General features: G+C 64.1%; 16 protein-coding genes. 7 read left to right on the top strand and 9 right to left on the bottom strand.

The window, feature by feature from the left end; translation table 11 throughout:
* Window positions 1-156: 156 nt before the first annotated feature.
* A complete protein-coding gene (locus OPV09_RS05660) occupies window positions 157-1,080 on the bottom strand; it encodes a methyltransferase domain-containing protein (RefSeq protein WP_034749015.1) in 924 nt (307 codons plus the stop codon).
* Between the two features lie 57 nt (window positions 1,081-1,137).
* Between OPV09_RS05660 and OPV09_RS05655 the strand changes: the two genes are divergently transcribed.
* Both OPV09_RS05655 and trmL read left to right on the top strand, forming a co-directional pair.
* Window positions 1,138-1,899, top strand: a complete 762-nt coding sequence (locus tag OPV09_RS05655) for a ComF family protein (protein WP_338680849.1) — start codon at window positions 1,138-1,140, stop codon at window positions 1,897-1,899.
* 24 nt (window positions 1,900-1,923) lie between these two features.
* Window positions 1,924-2,394, top strand: coding sequence for a tRNA (uridine(34)/cytosine(34)/5-carboxymethylaminomethyluridine(34)-2'-O)-methyltransferase TrmL (gene trmL / locus OPV09_RS05650; RefSeq protein ID WP_092716941.1), 471 nt, complete (start codon window positions 1,924-1,926; stop codon window positions 2,392-2,394).
* Between the two features lie 113 nt (window positions 2,395-2,507).
* Here the strand turns inward: trmL and OPV09_RS05645 are convergent, their stop codons facing one another.
* The 8 genes from OPV09_RS05645 to OPV09_RS05610 all read right to left on the bottom strand — a co-directional run bounded on the left by OPV09_RS05645 (window position 2,508) and on the right by OPV09_RS05610 (window position 12,574).
* Window positions 2,508-3,257 carry a hypothetical protein gene (locus OPV09_RS05645; protein WP_338680845.1) on the bottom strand — a complete coding sequence of 250 codons (750 nt, stop codon included), beginning with the start codon at window positions 3,255-3,257 and terminating at the stop codon, window positions 2,508-2,510.
* Window positions 3,258-3,274: 17 nt separating this feature from the next.
* Window positions 3,275-4,480, bottom strand: coding sequence for a hypothetical protein (locus tag OPV09_RS05640; protein ID WP_338680843.1), 1,206 nt, complete (start codon window positions 4,478-4,480; stop codon window positions 3,275-3,277).
* A 33-nt stretch (window positions 4,481-4,513) separates the two neighbouring features.
* Window positions 4,514-8,212: a tubulin-like doman-containing protein gene (locus OPV09_RS05635; protein WP_338680841.1), complete on the bottom strand. Its 3,699-nt coding sequence runs from the start codon at window positions 8,210-8,212 to the stop codon at window positions 4,514-4,516.
* Window positions 8,213-8,245: 33 nt separating this feature from the next.
* A complete protein-coding gene (locus OPV09_RS05630) occupies window positions 8,246-8,695 on the bottom strand; it encodes a hypothetical protein (RefSeq protein ID WP_331778623.1) in 450 nt (149 codons plus the stop codon).
* Between the two features lie 45 nt (window positions 8,696-8,740).
* Entirely contained in the window at window positions 8,741-10,210 is a 1,470-nt protein-coding gene (locus tag OPV09_RS05625) for a hypothetical protein (protein ID WP_338680838.1), read from the bottom strand.
* A complete protein-coding gene (locus tag OPV09_RS05620) occupies window positions 10,207-11,691 on the bottom strand; it encodes a hypothetical protein (protein ID WP_338680836.1) in 1,485 nt (494 codons plus the stop codon). Before OPV09_RS05620 ends, OPV09_RS05625 begins: the two co-directional genes overlap by 4 nt.
* A gap of 127 nt (window positions 11,692-11,818) precedes the next feature.
* Window positions 11,819-12,301 (bottom strand): D-glycero-beta-D-manno-heptose 1-phosphate adenylyltransferase, encoded by a 483-nt coding sequence (rfaE2, locus tag OPV09_RS05615; protein WP_035824719.1) that lies wholly within the window; start codon window positions 12,299-12,301, stop codon window positions 11,819-11,821.
* Between the two features lie 33 nt (window positions 12,302-12,334).
* Window positions 12,335-12,574, bottom strand: a complete 240-nt coding sequence (locus tag OPV09_RS05610) for a DUF3717 domain-containing protein (protein ID WP_338680831.1) — start codon at window positions 12,572-12,574, stop codon at window positions 12,335-12,337.
* A gap of 134 nt (window positions 12,575-12,708) precedes the next feature.
* On the opposite strand from OPV09_RS05610, the gene OPV09_RS05605 reads away from it, so the two are divergent.
* The 5 genes from OPV09_RS05605 to OPV09_RS05585 all read left to right on the top strand — a co-directional run bounded on the left by OPV09_RS05605 (window position 12,709) and on the right by OPV09_RS05585 (window position 15,812).
* On the top strand, window positions 12,709-13,647 hold the full coding sequence (locus OPV09_RS05605) for a hydrogen peroxide-inducible genes activator (protein ID WP_338680830.1): 939 nt from the start codon (window positions 12,709-12,711) through the stop codon (window positions 13,645-13,647).
* A 58-nt stretch (window positions 13,648-13,705) separates the two neighbouring features.
* Window positions 13,706-14,560 (top strand): 4-hydroxybenzoate octaprenyltransferase, encoded by an 855-nt coding sequence (gene ubiA / locus OPV09_RS05600; protein ID WP_338680829.1) that lies wholly within the window; start codon window positions 13,706-13,708, stop codon window positions 14,558-14,560.
* 108 nt (window positions 14,561-14,668) lie between these two features.
* A complete protein-coding gene (locus tag OPV09_RS05595) occupies window positions 14,669-15,025 on the top strand; it encodes a glycine zipper domain-containing protein (protein ID WP_046683402.1) in 357 nt (118 codons plus the stop codon).
* A 65-nt stretch (window positions 15,026-15,090) separates the two neighbouring features.
* On the top strand, window positions 15,091-15,468 hold the full coding sequence (locus OPV09_RS05590) for a phage holin family protein (RefSeq protein ID WP_081368364.1): 378 nt from the start codon (window positions 15,091-15,093) through the stop codon (window positions 15,466-15,468).
* The gene (locus OPV09_RS05585) at window positions 15,465-15,812 is read left to right on the top strand and encodes a hypothetical protein (RefSeq protein ID WP_070305746.1); all 348 of its coding nucleotides are present in this window, start codon (window positions 15,465-15,467) and stop codon (window positions 15,810-15,812) included. Before OPV09_RS05590 ends, OPV09_RS05585 begins: the two co-directional genes overlap by 4 nt.
* Window positions 15,813-15,829 lie beyond the last annotated feature (17 nt).

Below are 15,829 nucleotides of genomic sequence, written 5' to 3'. Positions count from 1 at the left end.
GCTGACAAACAATCAACGATTATAATCAAGTAAACTTGAATCCATCAAGCAATAATCGGCTTTGTGCGCGCCCTTCTCCCGGCCGCCGCGCGCTTTGCAACGCTTGCTGCAACATTAACGCGCGGATGCCGACCAAGTGTCGGTTTCTTTGCGCTTTTATTTGGGTTTGCGCGGCAAGTCAAATCGAATGATGGCTTCCCCGTTGCGCGTCACGCGCGGCGCGGGACGGAAGGCGTGGCCATAGATCACCTCGAAACTCAGGCCCAGCTTGCCATCGGGACGGCGCGTTTTTTCCAGCGCGGCCAGCATGCGCTGCCAGGCCGCCTTGCCCATCAGGCCGCGGCGGCGCGTGGTCAGCGGGTTGCCGCCAAAGGCGCGCACGTCCGCCAGCAGTTTTTCCGCCGTGTCGTAGGTCACCGTGATGATCTCCATATCCAGCACGGGCGTGGAAAAACCCGTCTCGACCAGCATGTCGCCAAAGTCGTGCATGTCGACAAAGGGCAAGGCATGCGGATACAAGTCCGCCTCGGCAAAGGCGTCGCGCACTTCGCGGAAGGTGTCCGGACCGAAACAGGAAAACATCAGCAAACCATCGAGGCGCAGCGCGCGCCGCCATTCGGCAAACACGCGGTCGGGCTGGGCATGCCAGTGCAGCGCCAGGTTGGACCACACGAGGTCGATGCTGCCTTGCGCCAGCGGCAAGTCGCCGAGGTCGCCGCACAATAAATCCACGCCCGCCTTGGCCGGCAAGAGTTTGCTGAGGAACTGGTTCAGGCTGGCCAGTTTCGACGCGGGCGCGCGCGCCGCCTGCATCATCGCTTGCGCTGCATCGAGACCGATAATCTGCGCGGCGGGATAATCCTTTTGCAGCTGCGCCAAGTCCGCGCCAGGGCCGCAGCCGGCGTCAAGCACCCGGTGCGGCGTGATTTTCACCAGCTCCAGGCGCTCGTGCATGCGTGCCGACACTTCGCGGCGCAGGAAGTCCGATGGCGCGACGCGCGCCGGACGGGAAAAGAAATCGCGTACTTGCACCGCATCGATGGGCGCACTCATTTTGGGCGGACTGGTGGGAACTGGCATGTTGAATCGGGTGAGGTGAGATAATGTCGGCAGTGTACATGGAACGACGCCATCGCGATGCGAACCGCCAGCCGGCACCGCCTTGATGCCGCGTGGCAGGCGCTGCGCCAGTGGCTGGGCGCCACGGTGTTGCCGGCCCAGTGCGCGCTGTGCGGCATCGGCTGCCCGCAAATGCTGTGCCCGCCCTGCCGCGCGCAGTACCTGGGACAAGGACGCGGGCAACTGCGCCACCGCTGCCGCCAGTGCGCCAATCCGCTCGACGATGTGGCGCTGCTGTGCGGGCGCTGTTTGCGCCAGCGGCCCGCGTACGACGCCGCGATCACGGCGTTTGATTATGCGGCGCCCGTCGACCAGTTGCTGCTGCAGCTGAAATTCGGCGCGCGCCTGGCGCTGGCGCCCCTGTTGGCAGAACTGCTGCACGTTGCCATTCAGCAACAACCAGAGTGGGAAGCGCCGCAGTTGCTGTGCCCCGTGCCTCTGGGCCCGGCCCGGCTGGCCGAGCGGGGTTTTAACCAGGCGCTGGAAATTGCCCGTCCGCTGGCGCGCCTGCTGGACGTAGCTTTACAGCCCCGCCTGGCGCTGCGGGTACGCGAAACCAGGGCGCAAAGCGGCGTGGCGCCGCAGGAACGGCAAGCCAACCTGGCGCACGCGTTCGCCATCGCGCCCGAACACGCACCGCTATTGCAAGGGTGTCATGTCGGCATCGTCGACGACGTGATGAGCAGCGGCCATACCGTCAACGCCCTGGCCGCCGCCTGCAAGAGCGAAGGCGCGGCCAGGGTCAGCATATTGGTGGTGGCGCGCACGCCGCCACGCTAGCATCACTTATATAAGGAGAGCATTTTGTTTCACGTTGTTTTGGTAGAACCTGAAATCCCGCCCAATACGGGTAACGTCATCCGCTTGTGCGCGAACACGGGCGCGCAGCTGCACCTGGTCGAACCGCTGGGCTTTCCGCTCGACGATGCCAAGATGAAGCGCGCCGGCCTCGATTACCACGATTACGCCAACATGAAGGTGCACAAGAATTGGGACGCGTTCCTGGCCGACACCCAACCCGACCCATCCCGCATGTTCGCCATGACGACGCGCGGCTCGCGCCCGTTCGGCGACGTGGCCTTCCTGCCGGGCGACGTGTTCGTGTTCGGTTCGGAAACGAAAGGCCTGGACCCGGCCCTGCGCGACGGTTTTCCAGCGGAGCAACGCATCCGCCTGCCGATGCGCCCGGACAACCGCAGTTTGAATTTATCGAATACGGTGGCCGTCGTCGTGTATGAAGCGTGGCGCCAGCATGGCTACCAGGGCGGCGCGTAGGTCGGATTAGGCCCAAGGGGCCGTAATCCGACAACATTGTTGGCGTTAGTGGTGTTGTCGGATTACGCGGGGCTTTACCCCGCTAATCCGACCTACCCATTTGCATACGGCGATCAGCGCAGCGCCAGCTGCGCGTCAACGCGCGTATCCACATCCAGCATCACCAGCTGCGTACGCAAGTCGCGCGTGGCGGCCAGCTTGCCGTTCACGTACAGATTCGTCTTGACGCCATACACGCCTTGCGATACGCCTTCTGGAAAGGTCAGCTGGAACGAGTTTTCAAAGCGCCCGCCCGACTTGTTGTTGCTGGCCAGGGCTTTCGAGCCGGACTTGAACGGCTGGCCTTGCGGGTCGAGCACCACCAGCTCTTCGCGCACGTCGTTGATGCTTTGCGCGCTGCCATTGACCAGCTCCACCACCGAATTGACCTTGAACGGCTGGCCGCGCTTGACGGTCGAGGCGCTCAGCTGCGGCGTGTACGACACCACTTGCGGCTCGCGCGGCAGCGCGCCGCGCGTGCGGATATAGTCGCGGTCCGCCTGCGCCGCCGTCTTGGTCTGGCGCGAATTGACATTGATGGCCAGGCAACCGGCCGCCGCCAGGCCGCCGCCGATGGCAGCCCCCTTCAGCGCGCCATTCTTGCCGCCCGCCAGCGCGCCCAGCAATGCCCCTACGGCCGCGCCGGCAGCAGCCGACGTGCCCACGCTGCACGGGTCTTCATCCGTGGCCGCCTGGCTTCCACCTTGCGGATAGGAACCGTCCTGGCGCACGCCGTTCGGGTTCATCGGCGCTGTGGCGCAGCCGGCCAGCATGGCCGCGATGGTCAGCGCAGCGGCCGCGCGCAAGGTGGTGTGGTTCAGCATGGTGACTCCCCAGATAGCTAATTGATCGTTGTTTCCGTCTGCAACACTTGCCGTTCGCGCTCGCGGATGCGGCGCGACAGATTGTCGATGCGCGCATTGCCCGGATCGACGCGGCGCGCGCTTTCCAGATACGTCTTGGCCGCATCGAACTTACCTTCCAGCAAAGAACGCTCGGCATCACGCAGGAACGATTGCGCCATTTCGTTGCGCATGGCCGCGCCGCTATCGACGGGCGACGTTTCCAGCGGGCGGCGTTCGGCCACCGCTGAACGTTCGACCGCGCGCGCGGGCGCCGGTTCCTGCTGTGCCGACGTCGGCACGGGCGCCGGGACCGCAACCGGAGCTGCAACGGGCGCCGGCGCCGCAGCCGCCGACAGCGCCTGCACGTCAGCCTTCAACTGCGGCAATTCCACCGCTTCGCGGTCGATCGCTTCCAGTCTGGCGATGCCATTGCGTGCCGCCACCGCATCCTTGCCGTCGAGCGCCTGACGCACGCCCACCAGCACGGACGCGGCTGCCGCTTGCTGGCGCGCCAGCTGCTTGCGCAAGGAATCCACGCTGGCAGCGCCCGCGCAATCGATGTCGAGCGCGGCGATGCCCTTGGCGGCGCTTTGCAATTGATGGCCATCGATCGCGCGCTCGATGGCGCGCACACTGCGCTGGCAACCGCTGGATGCGGCACCGGCCTTGCCGATGGCCGCCTGCAAATCGTCAGCCTTGGCGCTGGACTTGCCCGTACACACATTCTTCGCCGTCGCCAGCTTCTGGCGGGCGCCGTCCAGGCTGCCATTCGCTACCAACTTGAGGCCGCTATCGATGGCGTCATTGCAGGCCGATTCATTCTTGCCGCCCGGCTTGCCATTCATGTAGACGATGACGGCCGCCAGCACGGCGATGCCGCCCAGCCAGCGCAGCCACTTGCGCGGCGGTGGCGACACGGGTGGCACCGATGGCGGCACGGGCGCGGGCTTGGGCACGGCTTGCGTCTGGGCCGGCTTCGGCGGCGCTGGCGGTGGAACGACAGCCGGTTTCGGTGGCGCTTTCGGTGCGGGCGCAGGCGCCACCGGCACAGGCGGTGGCTTGGGCGCTACTGGCGGAGGCACAGGCAGCGGCGGCGGCACGGCCGCGGCTGGCTTGGCCGCGCCCGCCACCGCATGACCGCAGTACGGGCAATGGCTGACAACGGTCCACAGACCCGTCTTGCATTTGTTACAGATATCCAAAACTAATCCTTCATTCCAACGTCATTCCAGCGTTCACAGTGGCGGCGGCATCAACGGTGGCGGCGCGCTGAGGAACAAGGGCGACAGTTCGGGGAACTGGGCCAGGTCGGCCCAGGCCGGCAAGCCCGCGCGCCACACCTTGGTGGTGCCTGGTGCGACCTGTCCCGCCTGCACGTATTGCACGATCTGCTGGGCCGTGAACGGTCCCTGCTGCTGGCCATTAATACCCAGGAAATACTGGTATTCCACCAGCGGCGGCGGCATGCCACCCAGCGGTGGCGGCGCCATGCCGAACACGGCTGCCGCCGGAGCAGCGGCCGCGCCGGCCGGGCGCAGCAATTGTTCGAGGCGCCCCGCTTCCAGCATTTCCGCCTTGATCGCATATTTCAAACGTGGCTGACCGTCCGCTTCCGGCTCGCGCACTTCCCAGTCGTAGGCATCGCTGTCGGAGTCGCCGATGACGTTCGCCCACTCCTTCAGGCGGCCCAGCAGGGTTTGCACCGTGCGGTCGAGCTCATCGCTGGCCATGCCCTTGCGGCGCGCCGATTCGCGCAGGCGCGCGCCCACTTCGGCGGAAATGGCGCTGCCAAAACCGACGTAGGGCAGTTGCGAACCATCGGCCTGCGCCACCAGCTTGGGCGCATACACGGTGCGTTCATAGTATTTTGCCAGCGCCGCCATGGCGGCAGTCTGCACGGCGTCAAGCGCCGTCAATTTTTCTTCGATGCGCAGGGCGATATTTTTCTCGTACGAAGCAGGCATGCCGTTCTGGCGGATGGCCCGCTCGTTGCCGATGCGGCGCAAGTCGCCCGGCTCGACGGCAAACTGGTACTGGCCCGGCGGCACGACGCGGCCCGTGTGGCGCGTCAGCACGCCCAGCATGATCGCTTGCAGGAATTCGCCGAAGTCTTCCGCCAGGCGCTTCATCTCATCCGTGTTCGGTGCGATCGGGTGCGTGAATTGCGTCGGATCGATGTGCGTGTGGGTCGGCGCCTTGTCGTTGTCGCCTTCCTTGCGGTAACTGGTGCGCCAGCCTTCCAGGCCCCGCAGCACCGTCATCGGCACGCCGGCCAGTTCGCAATAGCAGACGGCGCGCCCGCGGATGCCCGTCTCGACGATTTCCAGCTGGCTCACCGTGATGCCCACCTGGGTCGGCACGCACGATTCGAGCTCGGCGCCGAATTTCGCCTTGAAGGCGGCCGCGTTGGCCACGCCGATCACGCACTTGAACTGGTCTGACACGACCGTGAAGTCGCCCGCCATATTGGCGTCGATCCACGGCATCGAACAGGCCAGCAGCTTGCGGAAGCGGTCCAGGCGTTCGGACACATCCATCTGTTCCAGCGCCTCGAACAGGGGGTCGGGCGTGCTTGTCGCGCCTTCCACCAGGCTCGTCGTGGCGATCATGTTCTCGGCCATGCGCGTGACTTTGGCCAGGATCAAGCCCCGTTGCGCCGGTTCGCCCAGCATGGGGAACAGCGCTTTCGAGCCGCCCATGTCCTTGAACGCTTCATCGGCCCACTGGCGCAAGGTGGCCGCCGATGGCAGCGCGATGTCATTTTCTGTGACGGGAATGACGATCAGGGTTGCGTGTTCCTTGTCCAGGTCCTTCTGCAAAATCGTATTCGCCGTTTTGAGTTCCGCCAGCATGGCCAGCACGCCTTCGCGGCCCGTTTGCAGCTCGCCCACCAGGCCATTCCACTGCGCGCGGCCTTGCGCATCGACGCCGACCCGGTTGCCCAGCCAGCGCGACAGTTCGCCCAGCAGGATGACGGACTCGTCCGCCGCCTTGGCGCGCAGATGGAATTTCAGGGCATTCGCCATTTCCGTGCGCAAATGGTCCATCACCACGCCGGCCTGCTTTTCACCGTTGCTGAGGAAACCGAAGGTGCTGCGCGTCTGTTCCAGATTGTTCAGCAGGCGTTCGTATTCGCGCGAGCGCACGGCTTCCTTGATTTCGCGGTAGCGCTCGGCATTGTTACCGATCTGCGCCGTCAGTCCGCTGCCCGGCGCCTCGATGCGATCCTTGATCTGTTCCACCAAGGACAGCACGTATTCGAGGCCGCCGAATTCCTTGTTGTCCAGGTAGCCATACAGCTGGTCGCGCACGACTTTCTTGACGTCGTCGAGCACTTCGCGGCGGCGCTTGCTGATGCGGTCTTCCGTCGTGTCGGCCGTGGAATCCTGGTCGCGCACGGCGTCGCGTTCCAGGTGCTTCATGGCATCGCGCACTTGCGCCGGCCATTCGCTGCGGTCAAAGCCCGTGCGGATATCGTTGATGCGCGTGTTGACCCGGTTTTCCACGCCGGCCAGCAAGTGGCCGTGGCGGTCTTCCAGCAATTCGTCGACGACGCGGAAATCGATGAAGTCGCCGCTCGAGCGCTTCAGTTCGATGCTCTTGTCGGAAAACTCGGGGAAATCGCTGAACGGCGTGCCCTTCAGGAACATATTGGCAGCGAGGAAGTTATCGCGCTGCGTATCCGTGGCCCGGTTGGCGCCCGCATCCGTGCCGCCCACGCCAAAGAACGCTTGCAGCATGGCGCCGGCCCAGCGGTGGGCCCGCTCGTCGCGCGCCGCTTCCTGGCGCGTATCGAGCACGGCCATGCCGAACGAGGAAAAGCGCTTGGAGAAATACAGGCGCATGTCGCCGAAGCGGTCTTGCGGCACGGGCGCGTTGTACAGCGAGTTCTTGTGCTGCGCCTGGTTGACGGCGATCGAACGCTTGGCGCGTGCGAAGTCGGCCGAGGCGAAATCCTCGAACAGCGAATCGGCCACCATGTGGTAGACGTCGCTGACATCCTTGGTGTGCTGCTGCGCCAGGTTGCCCGAGTCGATCAGGTAGACCTCGCTGTACGGCTCGCGTGTCAGTTCCGGACGGTCATACGCATCCCAGCGGCCCACGTAGCCCTTGTTGCCCATCATGGCAGATTCCAGCTCCATCAGCGCCGCATAGCCATTGGCCTCGACCCGGTCCTTGTTGGCCTTGGTGTAGCCGGTCGGCAAGAACAGCATCAGCTCGACGTCGGCCGCGCCCACTTCGCTGCGCGCCAGCCAGCGCGCCAGCAAGCCCATGTCGAGGAAGGAACCGGAACCCGTGCCGCCCGCCACGGAACCGACGATGACGATGCGGAAACGGTTCGTTTCCATGCGCAAGCCCAGCTCGGCCAGCTGGCGCTCGTGCGACAGGCCCGCCTTCAGCGCTTTCAACTTCAAGCGGATCTTGTCGCGGATCTTCGCGTACTTGTCGAAGAAATACAGGCGCGACACGGCGCGGATCTGGCCGGCGCCGCTGCTCATGTCGAAACGCAATTCGCGGATGCGCTGCGGCGTCAGCGGCAGCCACTCCTTGATGTGCGGATATTTTTCCAGGGAATCTTCATCACGGCTGTACTTGTCCATGTCGAACGATTCGACCACCTTGTCATCATCCGTGAACTTCACCTGGTCGAACTGCAAGTCCTTCGCCTGCGACTCGCCGCTTTCGATCACGGCGCCATTGTCGAGGTCGAAATGGATGAATTGCGCGATGGGAAAGTCGGCCAATCCTTCGATGCGCGTGCGGTTGCCCGCGCCGCCCCACAGGGTGTTGAGGATGCGCCGGCGCACGCGCATCAGCACCTGCATGCCCGTGCCGCCGATACCGATGAACAGGGTCGGGCGCAGTTCGATGATCTTGTCCTGCTTGCGCTCGCTGGCGCCGCCGGTGATGGTTTGGTTCAGGTTCTCTGCCATGTGATTCCTTGGATAAAACGTGTTACGGCGTGCTTAGCGGCGGCTGGAAGTAAAGGTCAACAGTAACGCAACCAGGCCCACCAGCACCAGCGGCCCCATGAACAGTGGCGCGAGGAATTTATGCGCGTTCACGGCCGCCAGCACGACGCCGGTCGCCAGGCTGGCCAGGAAGATGAACAGCCACCAGCCCGAGGCATTGGCCTTGTTCGGCGGCACGCGCTTGGCCACGAGGCCATTCGCATAGGCATTCTTGGCAAAGAAAAAGGCGATGAACAGCAGCAACAGCACGACGCCGCCGATCAAGGTATCGCGCGACGAGGTATCGGTCGTGCTGACGGGATCGAGCGCGGGCGCTGGCTCGGTGGTGGACGTGGTGGCCGTGGTGGCGGCTGCGCCGGCAGCCGGTGCGTCGGCGGCAGGCGGCGCGGACGCCGGAACTGGCAAAGTAAAACCTGCGTTGTCTTTGGGAGTGTCTTGCGCCATGGTATGCCTCAGGTGGATTTGACTAGTTTAAAAAGGAATCTGTGTTCAGGCCAGGCTCAGGGTGTGGCCCTCGGCCACGCGCACGACGGCCGGCTTGCCCAGGCCACGTTTGAGTTCGCCGATATCTCGGCCGTCATCATCGCGGATCTGCACGCTCTTGAACGGTTTCAACAGCACTTGCCGCTGCACGCCATCGGCCATCAGCTTGTAGCGCGTGGCGCGCGTGCCGACCAGGCCCAGCGCCAGCAAGCCCAGCACCAGCGCGAGGACGCCGCCCAGTATCACCAGCACGGGCAGCAGCGGATACTGTATGCGCACCAGCAGCGGTATCGTTGCCTGCGAGGCGCGCACGCTGTCGGGCGGCGTAAACATATCCGAGATCGGGTCGCCGGGGAACAGTTCCTGCAAATCCTTGCCAAAGCTGGACGCCAGCGCCAGCCGCTGTTCCGACAGGCCCACTTGCGCCTGCATGGGCAGCATCACCTGCTTGCCCATGGCGGCGATCGCCTGCGCCGACCATGGCGACGGGATCTGCGCCATCGGCAGCGCAAACTGTACCTGCACGGACTGGCTGGCGCCCGGCTGCAGCTGACGGATTTGATCCGGCGCAACGTGCAGCGGCGCGTTCTGGCCGGCCAGGCTCGCGTGCACCTTGGCGCTATCGATCACGTACGGGAAAAACATGTTTTGCAGCGACGCCTGCAGCACCACTTGCGGCAGCAGCTTCGCCGCATCGACGTCGAGCACGATGGTGCGCCCGTCACGGCCCAGGCTGGCGTGCACATTGGCGCTGTTCTTGACGGACTGGGGCACGATGCGCACGGCATCCTGGTCCACCGGTTTCAAGCGCGCGGGCGGGCGCGTCAGCACTTGCGACAAGCGCCCTTCGGCCAGGATGCGGTTCAACGCCTCGGACGCGGGCTGGCCATACGCGAGCGCATACACCATCAAGCCCTTGGCGCTGTACAGCTTGCCCTGCACGGGCATGCGCAGGGGAAACACCACCGTCTTGGTGATCGACGGTTCCAGGTGCAGCAGCCGGTAAAAGTCGCGGTTGCGCTCGGCCGTCTGGCTGTCGTTGTTCGGGCTGTTCTTGTTGTTCGTAAAAATCCACACGATGCCGGAGGCGGACTGGAACGGTCCCGTGATGGTCTTCGTGACGGCTTCCTGGAAATCCGTGTCGGCCAGCGCGCCACCGGCGCTCTTGCGCGCCAGACCGAGATTGGCCAGCTGACCCGCCACGCCGGCGCCGCCCTGCCCTTGCCCGATCAGTGCGGGCGACACATTGCTGCCGCTGCTCTGGCTGAAGGCCAGCGTATAAACTTTATCGGACGGGTTCGTGGCGGCCTGCGCCACAGCGCCCACGAGGGCTTTCAGCTGCGACTGTTCATCCGTGTAGAACGGCTCCATCCAGCCCGAGTTTTGCACGAGAAACGCTTGCTGGATGCCGGCCGCCTGCACGCTGGCGGTGGCGAAAAAGGCGGCGCAGGCCGCAATCAGGACGCGCGCTTTCATGCCTGCAAGGCCCAGCCATCGATGCGCGACAGCAAGGGGTGATACGCCCACAGCATGCCTTCATGGACAAACAGGCGCACACGCCACGGCTCGCTGACGGCGAACGTGTGAAACACGGTTTCGCGCAACTCGTCGTCCTGCACCAGCTGGGCCGCCAGGCGCTCGTTCGAGCGCAGCACGCTCGACAGGCCGGCACTGGTGGCAAACTTGACGCCAAAGACGCTGTTGCCAACGCTCGATTCCAGCAGCGGCATGACGGCCTGGTTCTTGCCGCCATCGTCGCCGTGCTCCGGTTCTTCCCACGGCGCCGTTTTCAGCTTGGCGGCGAAGCGGTAATTGAAGCTGCCCGAACACAGGCGCGGCGCCAGCGCGTCGGCCCGTTCGGCCTGCGCGCCCAGTTTCACGTAGACATAGGTGCCGCGGCTGCGCTCGAAGCACAGCTGCCACAGGCCGCCGTCGCGCGACACGTAGGGGCTGCCGAATTCGAAATGCGGCACCAGCCCGTCGGGCCACGGGGTGAACGAGGCGGCCACGTTGCCGTCCGGCTGCAACTGCAAGCGCAGCTGGCCGTTGGCGCACGGCCACACGGCCATGCGGTTGTAGGCGACGGGCGCGCTGACGGTACCCAGGTCGAGCATGCCGTCGAGCAGCACGTCGCTGCCCGGCTTTTGCGCGGCGTCAAGGTTGACGAAGCGGATGCGGCCATCGTCGTCGCGCAGCGGTGCCCACAGCCGGTTCTGGAACCAGACGGGGCTGGCGATGCACGGCGCGCCGCCCACGTGCTCGACCACGTAGGTCAGCGATGGCACGTCGGGGCGGATGCAGGCGAGGCCATGACTGGTCGGCAAGACCAGCACGCTATTGAATTCCGGCACCAGCTCGGCGCGCCAAGCGCCGTGGGCCAGGTCCGATTCGGCCAGCAGGCTGCCATAGTCGGGGTCCAGCGCCAGCCAGCGTTTCGAGGCGGGCAGCCACGCGTGCAGGACGGCCTTGCGCGGGTCGAGCGCCAGCAGCGCGGGCGCGCTGGTGCCGAACTGGGCGGAAAAGAATTCGTATTCGCCGGGCGGCGGCATGGGCAGCGATGCATCGGCCTGCGCATGCTCTTCGCGGACGCGCTGGTCGGCCAGTTTCAGGGGCACGCTGGCCTGGCGCAAGCCGGCCGGGCCAGCCGGCGGCACGTCGCTGACGGGGTATGCGCCATAGGGCGGCACCCACGGCGGGGTAATTGAGGTGTCGGGCGGCACTTGCAAGGCCGCGCCAGAAACGGGGTCGAACGAGAATTCGGGCGGAAACTGGCGCACGGGCGCGTCGGCGGCCGCAGGCAGGCGCCGCGCCAGCATCAGCTTGCCGATATCGGCATGGCTCACCAAGGGCGAGACGTTCTGGCCGTCCGCGCTGCGCTGCATGCTCCACGCGCCCTCGTCATCGACGTACCAGGCGCCGGAGGGCAGTGGCCAATCCCCATAAGTTTTATGATCCATTTATTTTCTATGACAAGCAATGCATATCAGACGGTGTAACGTGCTGGGGCGGTCGAAACGAAGTCGCAGCCCTGGCGGTTCTCATAGTAACGTCTTTTTATCTGTATGGAAACATTGACGAGCTTCCTCAGCCCTGCTGCGTCCGCACTTTCGTCAACAGCTTGGTCGTCGAGCGGTCGTGCTCGAAATCGATGGCCACGGCCTGGCCGCCATACGCGAGCACGGCCTTGCCTTCCGGAATGGCCGCCATGTCGTAGTCGCCGCCCTTGGCATAGATTTCCGGTTCGATGTCCTGCACCACTTCCAGGGCGCTGTCTTCCGAGAATGGCACGACCAGGCTCACCGCTTCCAGCGCGGCCAGCACGGCCATGCGGTCTTCGCAGTTGTTCAGGGGACGGTCGTCGCCTTTGCCCAGACGTTTCACTGAAGCATCAGTATTCACGGCAACGATCAGCGAAGCGCCCAGCGCGCGCGCCTGCGCCAGATAGGTCACGTGGCCGCGGTGCAAAATGTCGAACACGCCGTTCGTCACCACCACCGGTTTCGGCAGGGCCGCGGCGCGGGCGCGCAGTTCGTCACGGCCGCACAGTTTGTTTTCAAAGTCAGGCATGGATATCTCTTGTTGGGTTAATTATGGTCACGCTCAGGCGTGGCTATCGCTTTGGATGCCGCCGGCAGCGCGGCGCCAGGCATCGATCAAGGCCAGAATCGCCGGGTCCAGGTCCTCTTCGGCAATGCGATCTTGCCGGTGGTAAATCATCAGCGCATACACGCCGGCCAGACGGCTGACGGGCGGCGACAGCGCATATTCATTGCCGCACGCCGGTTGCCTGGCGCGCCAGTAATTGATCGCCGCTTCCAGCGCCTGCATCCGCAGTTCCATCGCCCTCTCCCTCCGCCGCCCGGTCCCGCATTATAGGGGGCGATCCGCTACAATACGCCATCGGCGCCACAGTTTCACGTTTGCGCCACCTTTCATTCATTGCAAGTAAGTACTTCCTGTGTTTCAATCAACCTATGACACTGACTGAACTGAAATATATCGTTGCAGTCGCGCGAGCGAAGCACTTCGGCCATGCCGCCGAAGCTTGCTTCGTTGCCCAGCCCACCCTGTCAGTGGCCATCAAAAAACTCGAAGACGAATTGGGCGTGGTCCTGTTCGAACGGGGCGGTGCGGAAATCTCCGTCACGCCGCTGGGCGCGCAGATCATCGCGCAAGCCGAACGCGTGCTGGAACAGACGGCCGCCATCAAGGAACTCGCCAAGCAAAACAAGGATCCACTGGCCGGCCCCCTGCGCCTGGGCGTGATCTACACGATCGGCCCCTACCTGCTGCCGCCCCTGGTCAAGGCCATGATAGACCAGGTACCGCAGATGCCTTTGATCTTGCAGGAAAACTTCACGGTTCGCTTGCTCGAATTGCTGCGCCAGGGCGAACTGGACGTGGCCATCATGGCCCTGCCCCTGCCCGACCACGGCATGGCGATGCAGGAACTGTATGACGAGCCCTTCGTCGTCGCCATGCCGCGCCAGCATCCGTGGACGGCGCGTGACAAAATCGCCGCGCAGGATTTGAAATCGGAAACCATGCTACTGCTGGGCAATGGCCACTGCTTCCGCGACCAGGTGCTGGAAGTGTGCCCCGAAATGGCGCGTTTTTCCTCGCCCGGCAACGGCATCCAGCGCACGTTCGAAGGTTCTTCACTGGAAACCATCCGCCACATGGTGGCCAGCGGCATCGGCCTGACGGTCTTGCCGCGCGCCTCCGTCGCCAATATGCACGCCACCGACGGCATGCTCGAATACCGGCCGTTCGCGGAACCCGTGCCATCGCGCCGGGTGGTGATGCTGTGGCGCAAGAGTTTTACGCGCAAGGCCGCCATCGACGCCCTGTGCGCGGCCATCGCCAGCTGCAACTTGCCTGGCATTACTCCCTTGTGCGAAGACGACGAATAGTACATTTACATACTATTTGCGATAATCGACCTTTCTCTTCAACAAGATCGAGTCTTCCATGAACAAGCTGGCGCTGTATTTCCGCCTGATACGGCTGGACAAGCCTATCGGTACCGTATTGCTGCTGTGGCCTACCCTGTGCGCGCTGTGGCTGGCGCAGCAGGGCGTGCCGGACTGGCGGCTGCTGCTCATCTTTACTCTCGGCACTTTCCTGATGCGTTCGGCAGGCTGCGCCATCAACGACTACGCCGACCAGGATATCGACAAATTCGTCAAGCGCACGGCGGAGCGCCCCATCACCAGCGGACGCATCAGCGGCAAGGAAGCGCTGGCCGTGGCCGGCGTGCTGACCGTGCTGGCCTTTTGCCTGATCCTGCCCTTGAATGCGCTGACCAAGCAACTGTCCGTGGCCGCCGTCATCATCGCCGGCACCTATCCCTACTTCAAGCGCTTCTTTGCCATTCCGCAAGCGTATCTCGGTATCGCCTTCGGTTTCGGCATTCCCATGGGCTTTGCCGCCATCACGGATTCCGTGCCCGTCGTCGCCTGGCTGCTGCTGCTCGGTAATGTTTTCTGGGCCGTGGCCTACGATACGGAATACGCGATGGTCGACCGCGACGACGATTTAAAAATCGGCATCAAGACGTCGGCCGTCACCTTCGGCCGCTACGACGTGGCCATGGTCATGTTTTGCTATGCCGTTTTCCTGCTGCTGTGGCTGGGCTGCGGCTGGTACCTGGGCTTGCGTTATTGGTTCGTCGGGGGCCTGGTAGTTGCGGCCGGCTGCGCCGCTTACCACTACACCCTGATCCGCGCACGCGAGCGTATGCCGTGTTTTGCGGCATTCCGGCATAATAACTGGCTAGGAGCAGCGGTGTTTGCGGGCGTGGTACTGGACTTTGCTTTCCGTTAAGCAATACCCCTTGCGCCGCGGTAGCCCTTGAGGCGGCGCAAGACAAGCCTGGCCGCAGCTGCCTACACTGGTATTTCACTGTGCAGTTTCACTTCCATGAGGTAATACATGAGCTCGATACATACCGGAAAATCCAGCAGCGACAGCATCCTCGCCGACGCCGACAAGGCCCGCGACAAACTGGTCGGCGACCTGAAAACCGTCATCAATGAAGCGGAAGGCTGGCTCGACGGCGCAAAGGATCAGACGGGCGAGAATGTCAAAGCCGTCAAGGACAAGTTCATCGCCACCCTGGAAACGGCCAAGAAAGACTTGATCAAGCTGGAAGAAGACTTGCTCGAACGGACCAAGAAGGCGGCCAAGGCCACCGACGAGTACGTGCAGGACAATCCGTGGAAAGCCGTGGGCGCGGGCGCCGTCGTGGGCGTGCTGTTCGGCCTGCTGCTTTCCTCGTCACGCCGCTAGTTAGTATCGACGCAGCACCGACGGCATAAGCCGTCTCCTGACGCGAAAGGCAGCATATGGCTATCATGCACCATGTCGCCCAAGTCGCAGCGACCCTCGCCGCCATCGTCCAGACCCGTCTGGCCCTGGCGGCAGTGGAAATGGAAGAAGAGTCGCTGCGCTTCCTGTCCTATCTGGCCCTGGCCATGCTGGCACTGCTGTGCCTGTTCGTCGGCCTGGTATTGATCGTGTTCCTCGTCATCGTGCTGTTCTGGGACACGCACCGCATCGCCGCCATCGCCATCACGGCCGCCGTCTTCATCGTTGCCGCCATCGCCACCCTGCTGGGCGTGCGCGCCAGTTTCCGCAGCAAGCCGAAACTGCTGTCCTTCACACTTTCCGAACTGAACAAAGACCTGGACGAGCTGCAACTGCTGGCACGCCGGGGATCGGAGCGGCCATGACCACGCATCCCACCAAGTTGTCGCACGTCCACACGGCCGCCAGCCTGGCGCAGCGGCGCGATGCGCTGCTGGCCGAATGTGCGCTGCAGCGCCTGGCCCTCGGCGTGCAGACGCGGCAATTGCTGGAACCTTTGACGGGCGGAAATCTGCGCCACACCCTGGCCACGCGCTTCAAAATTCCCCTGATGATAGGCGGCGCCGTGCTGGGCCTGCTGCTCGTGCGGCCGCGCCGTTTCCTGCCGCTGCTGCGGGCCAGCGGCGCGCTGCTCAAGCACGCGACCACCGCCATGCCCGTCGTGCTGGCGCTGGCGCAGCGTTTCAGCAAGAAAGAAACACCGGAATAAAATATTTTTTTCCTGGC

This window comes from Janthinobacterium sp. TB1-E2 (assembly GCF_036885605.1).
Taxonomy (GTDB): Bacteria; Pseudomonadota; Gammaproteobacteria; order Burkholderiales; family Burkholderiaceae_D; genus Janthinobacterium; species Janthinobacterium aestuarii.
Note: the sequence above shows the minus strand (reverse complement) of the source record. Positions and strands in the feature narration are given on the sequence as shown.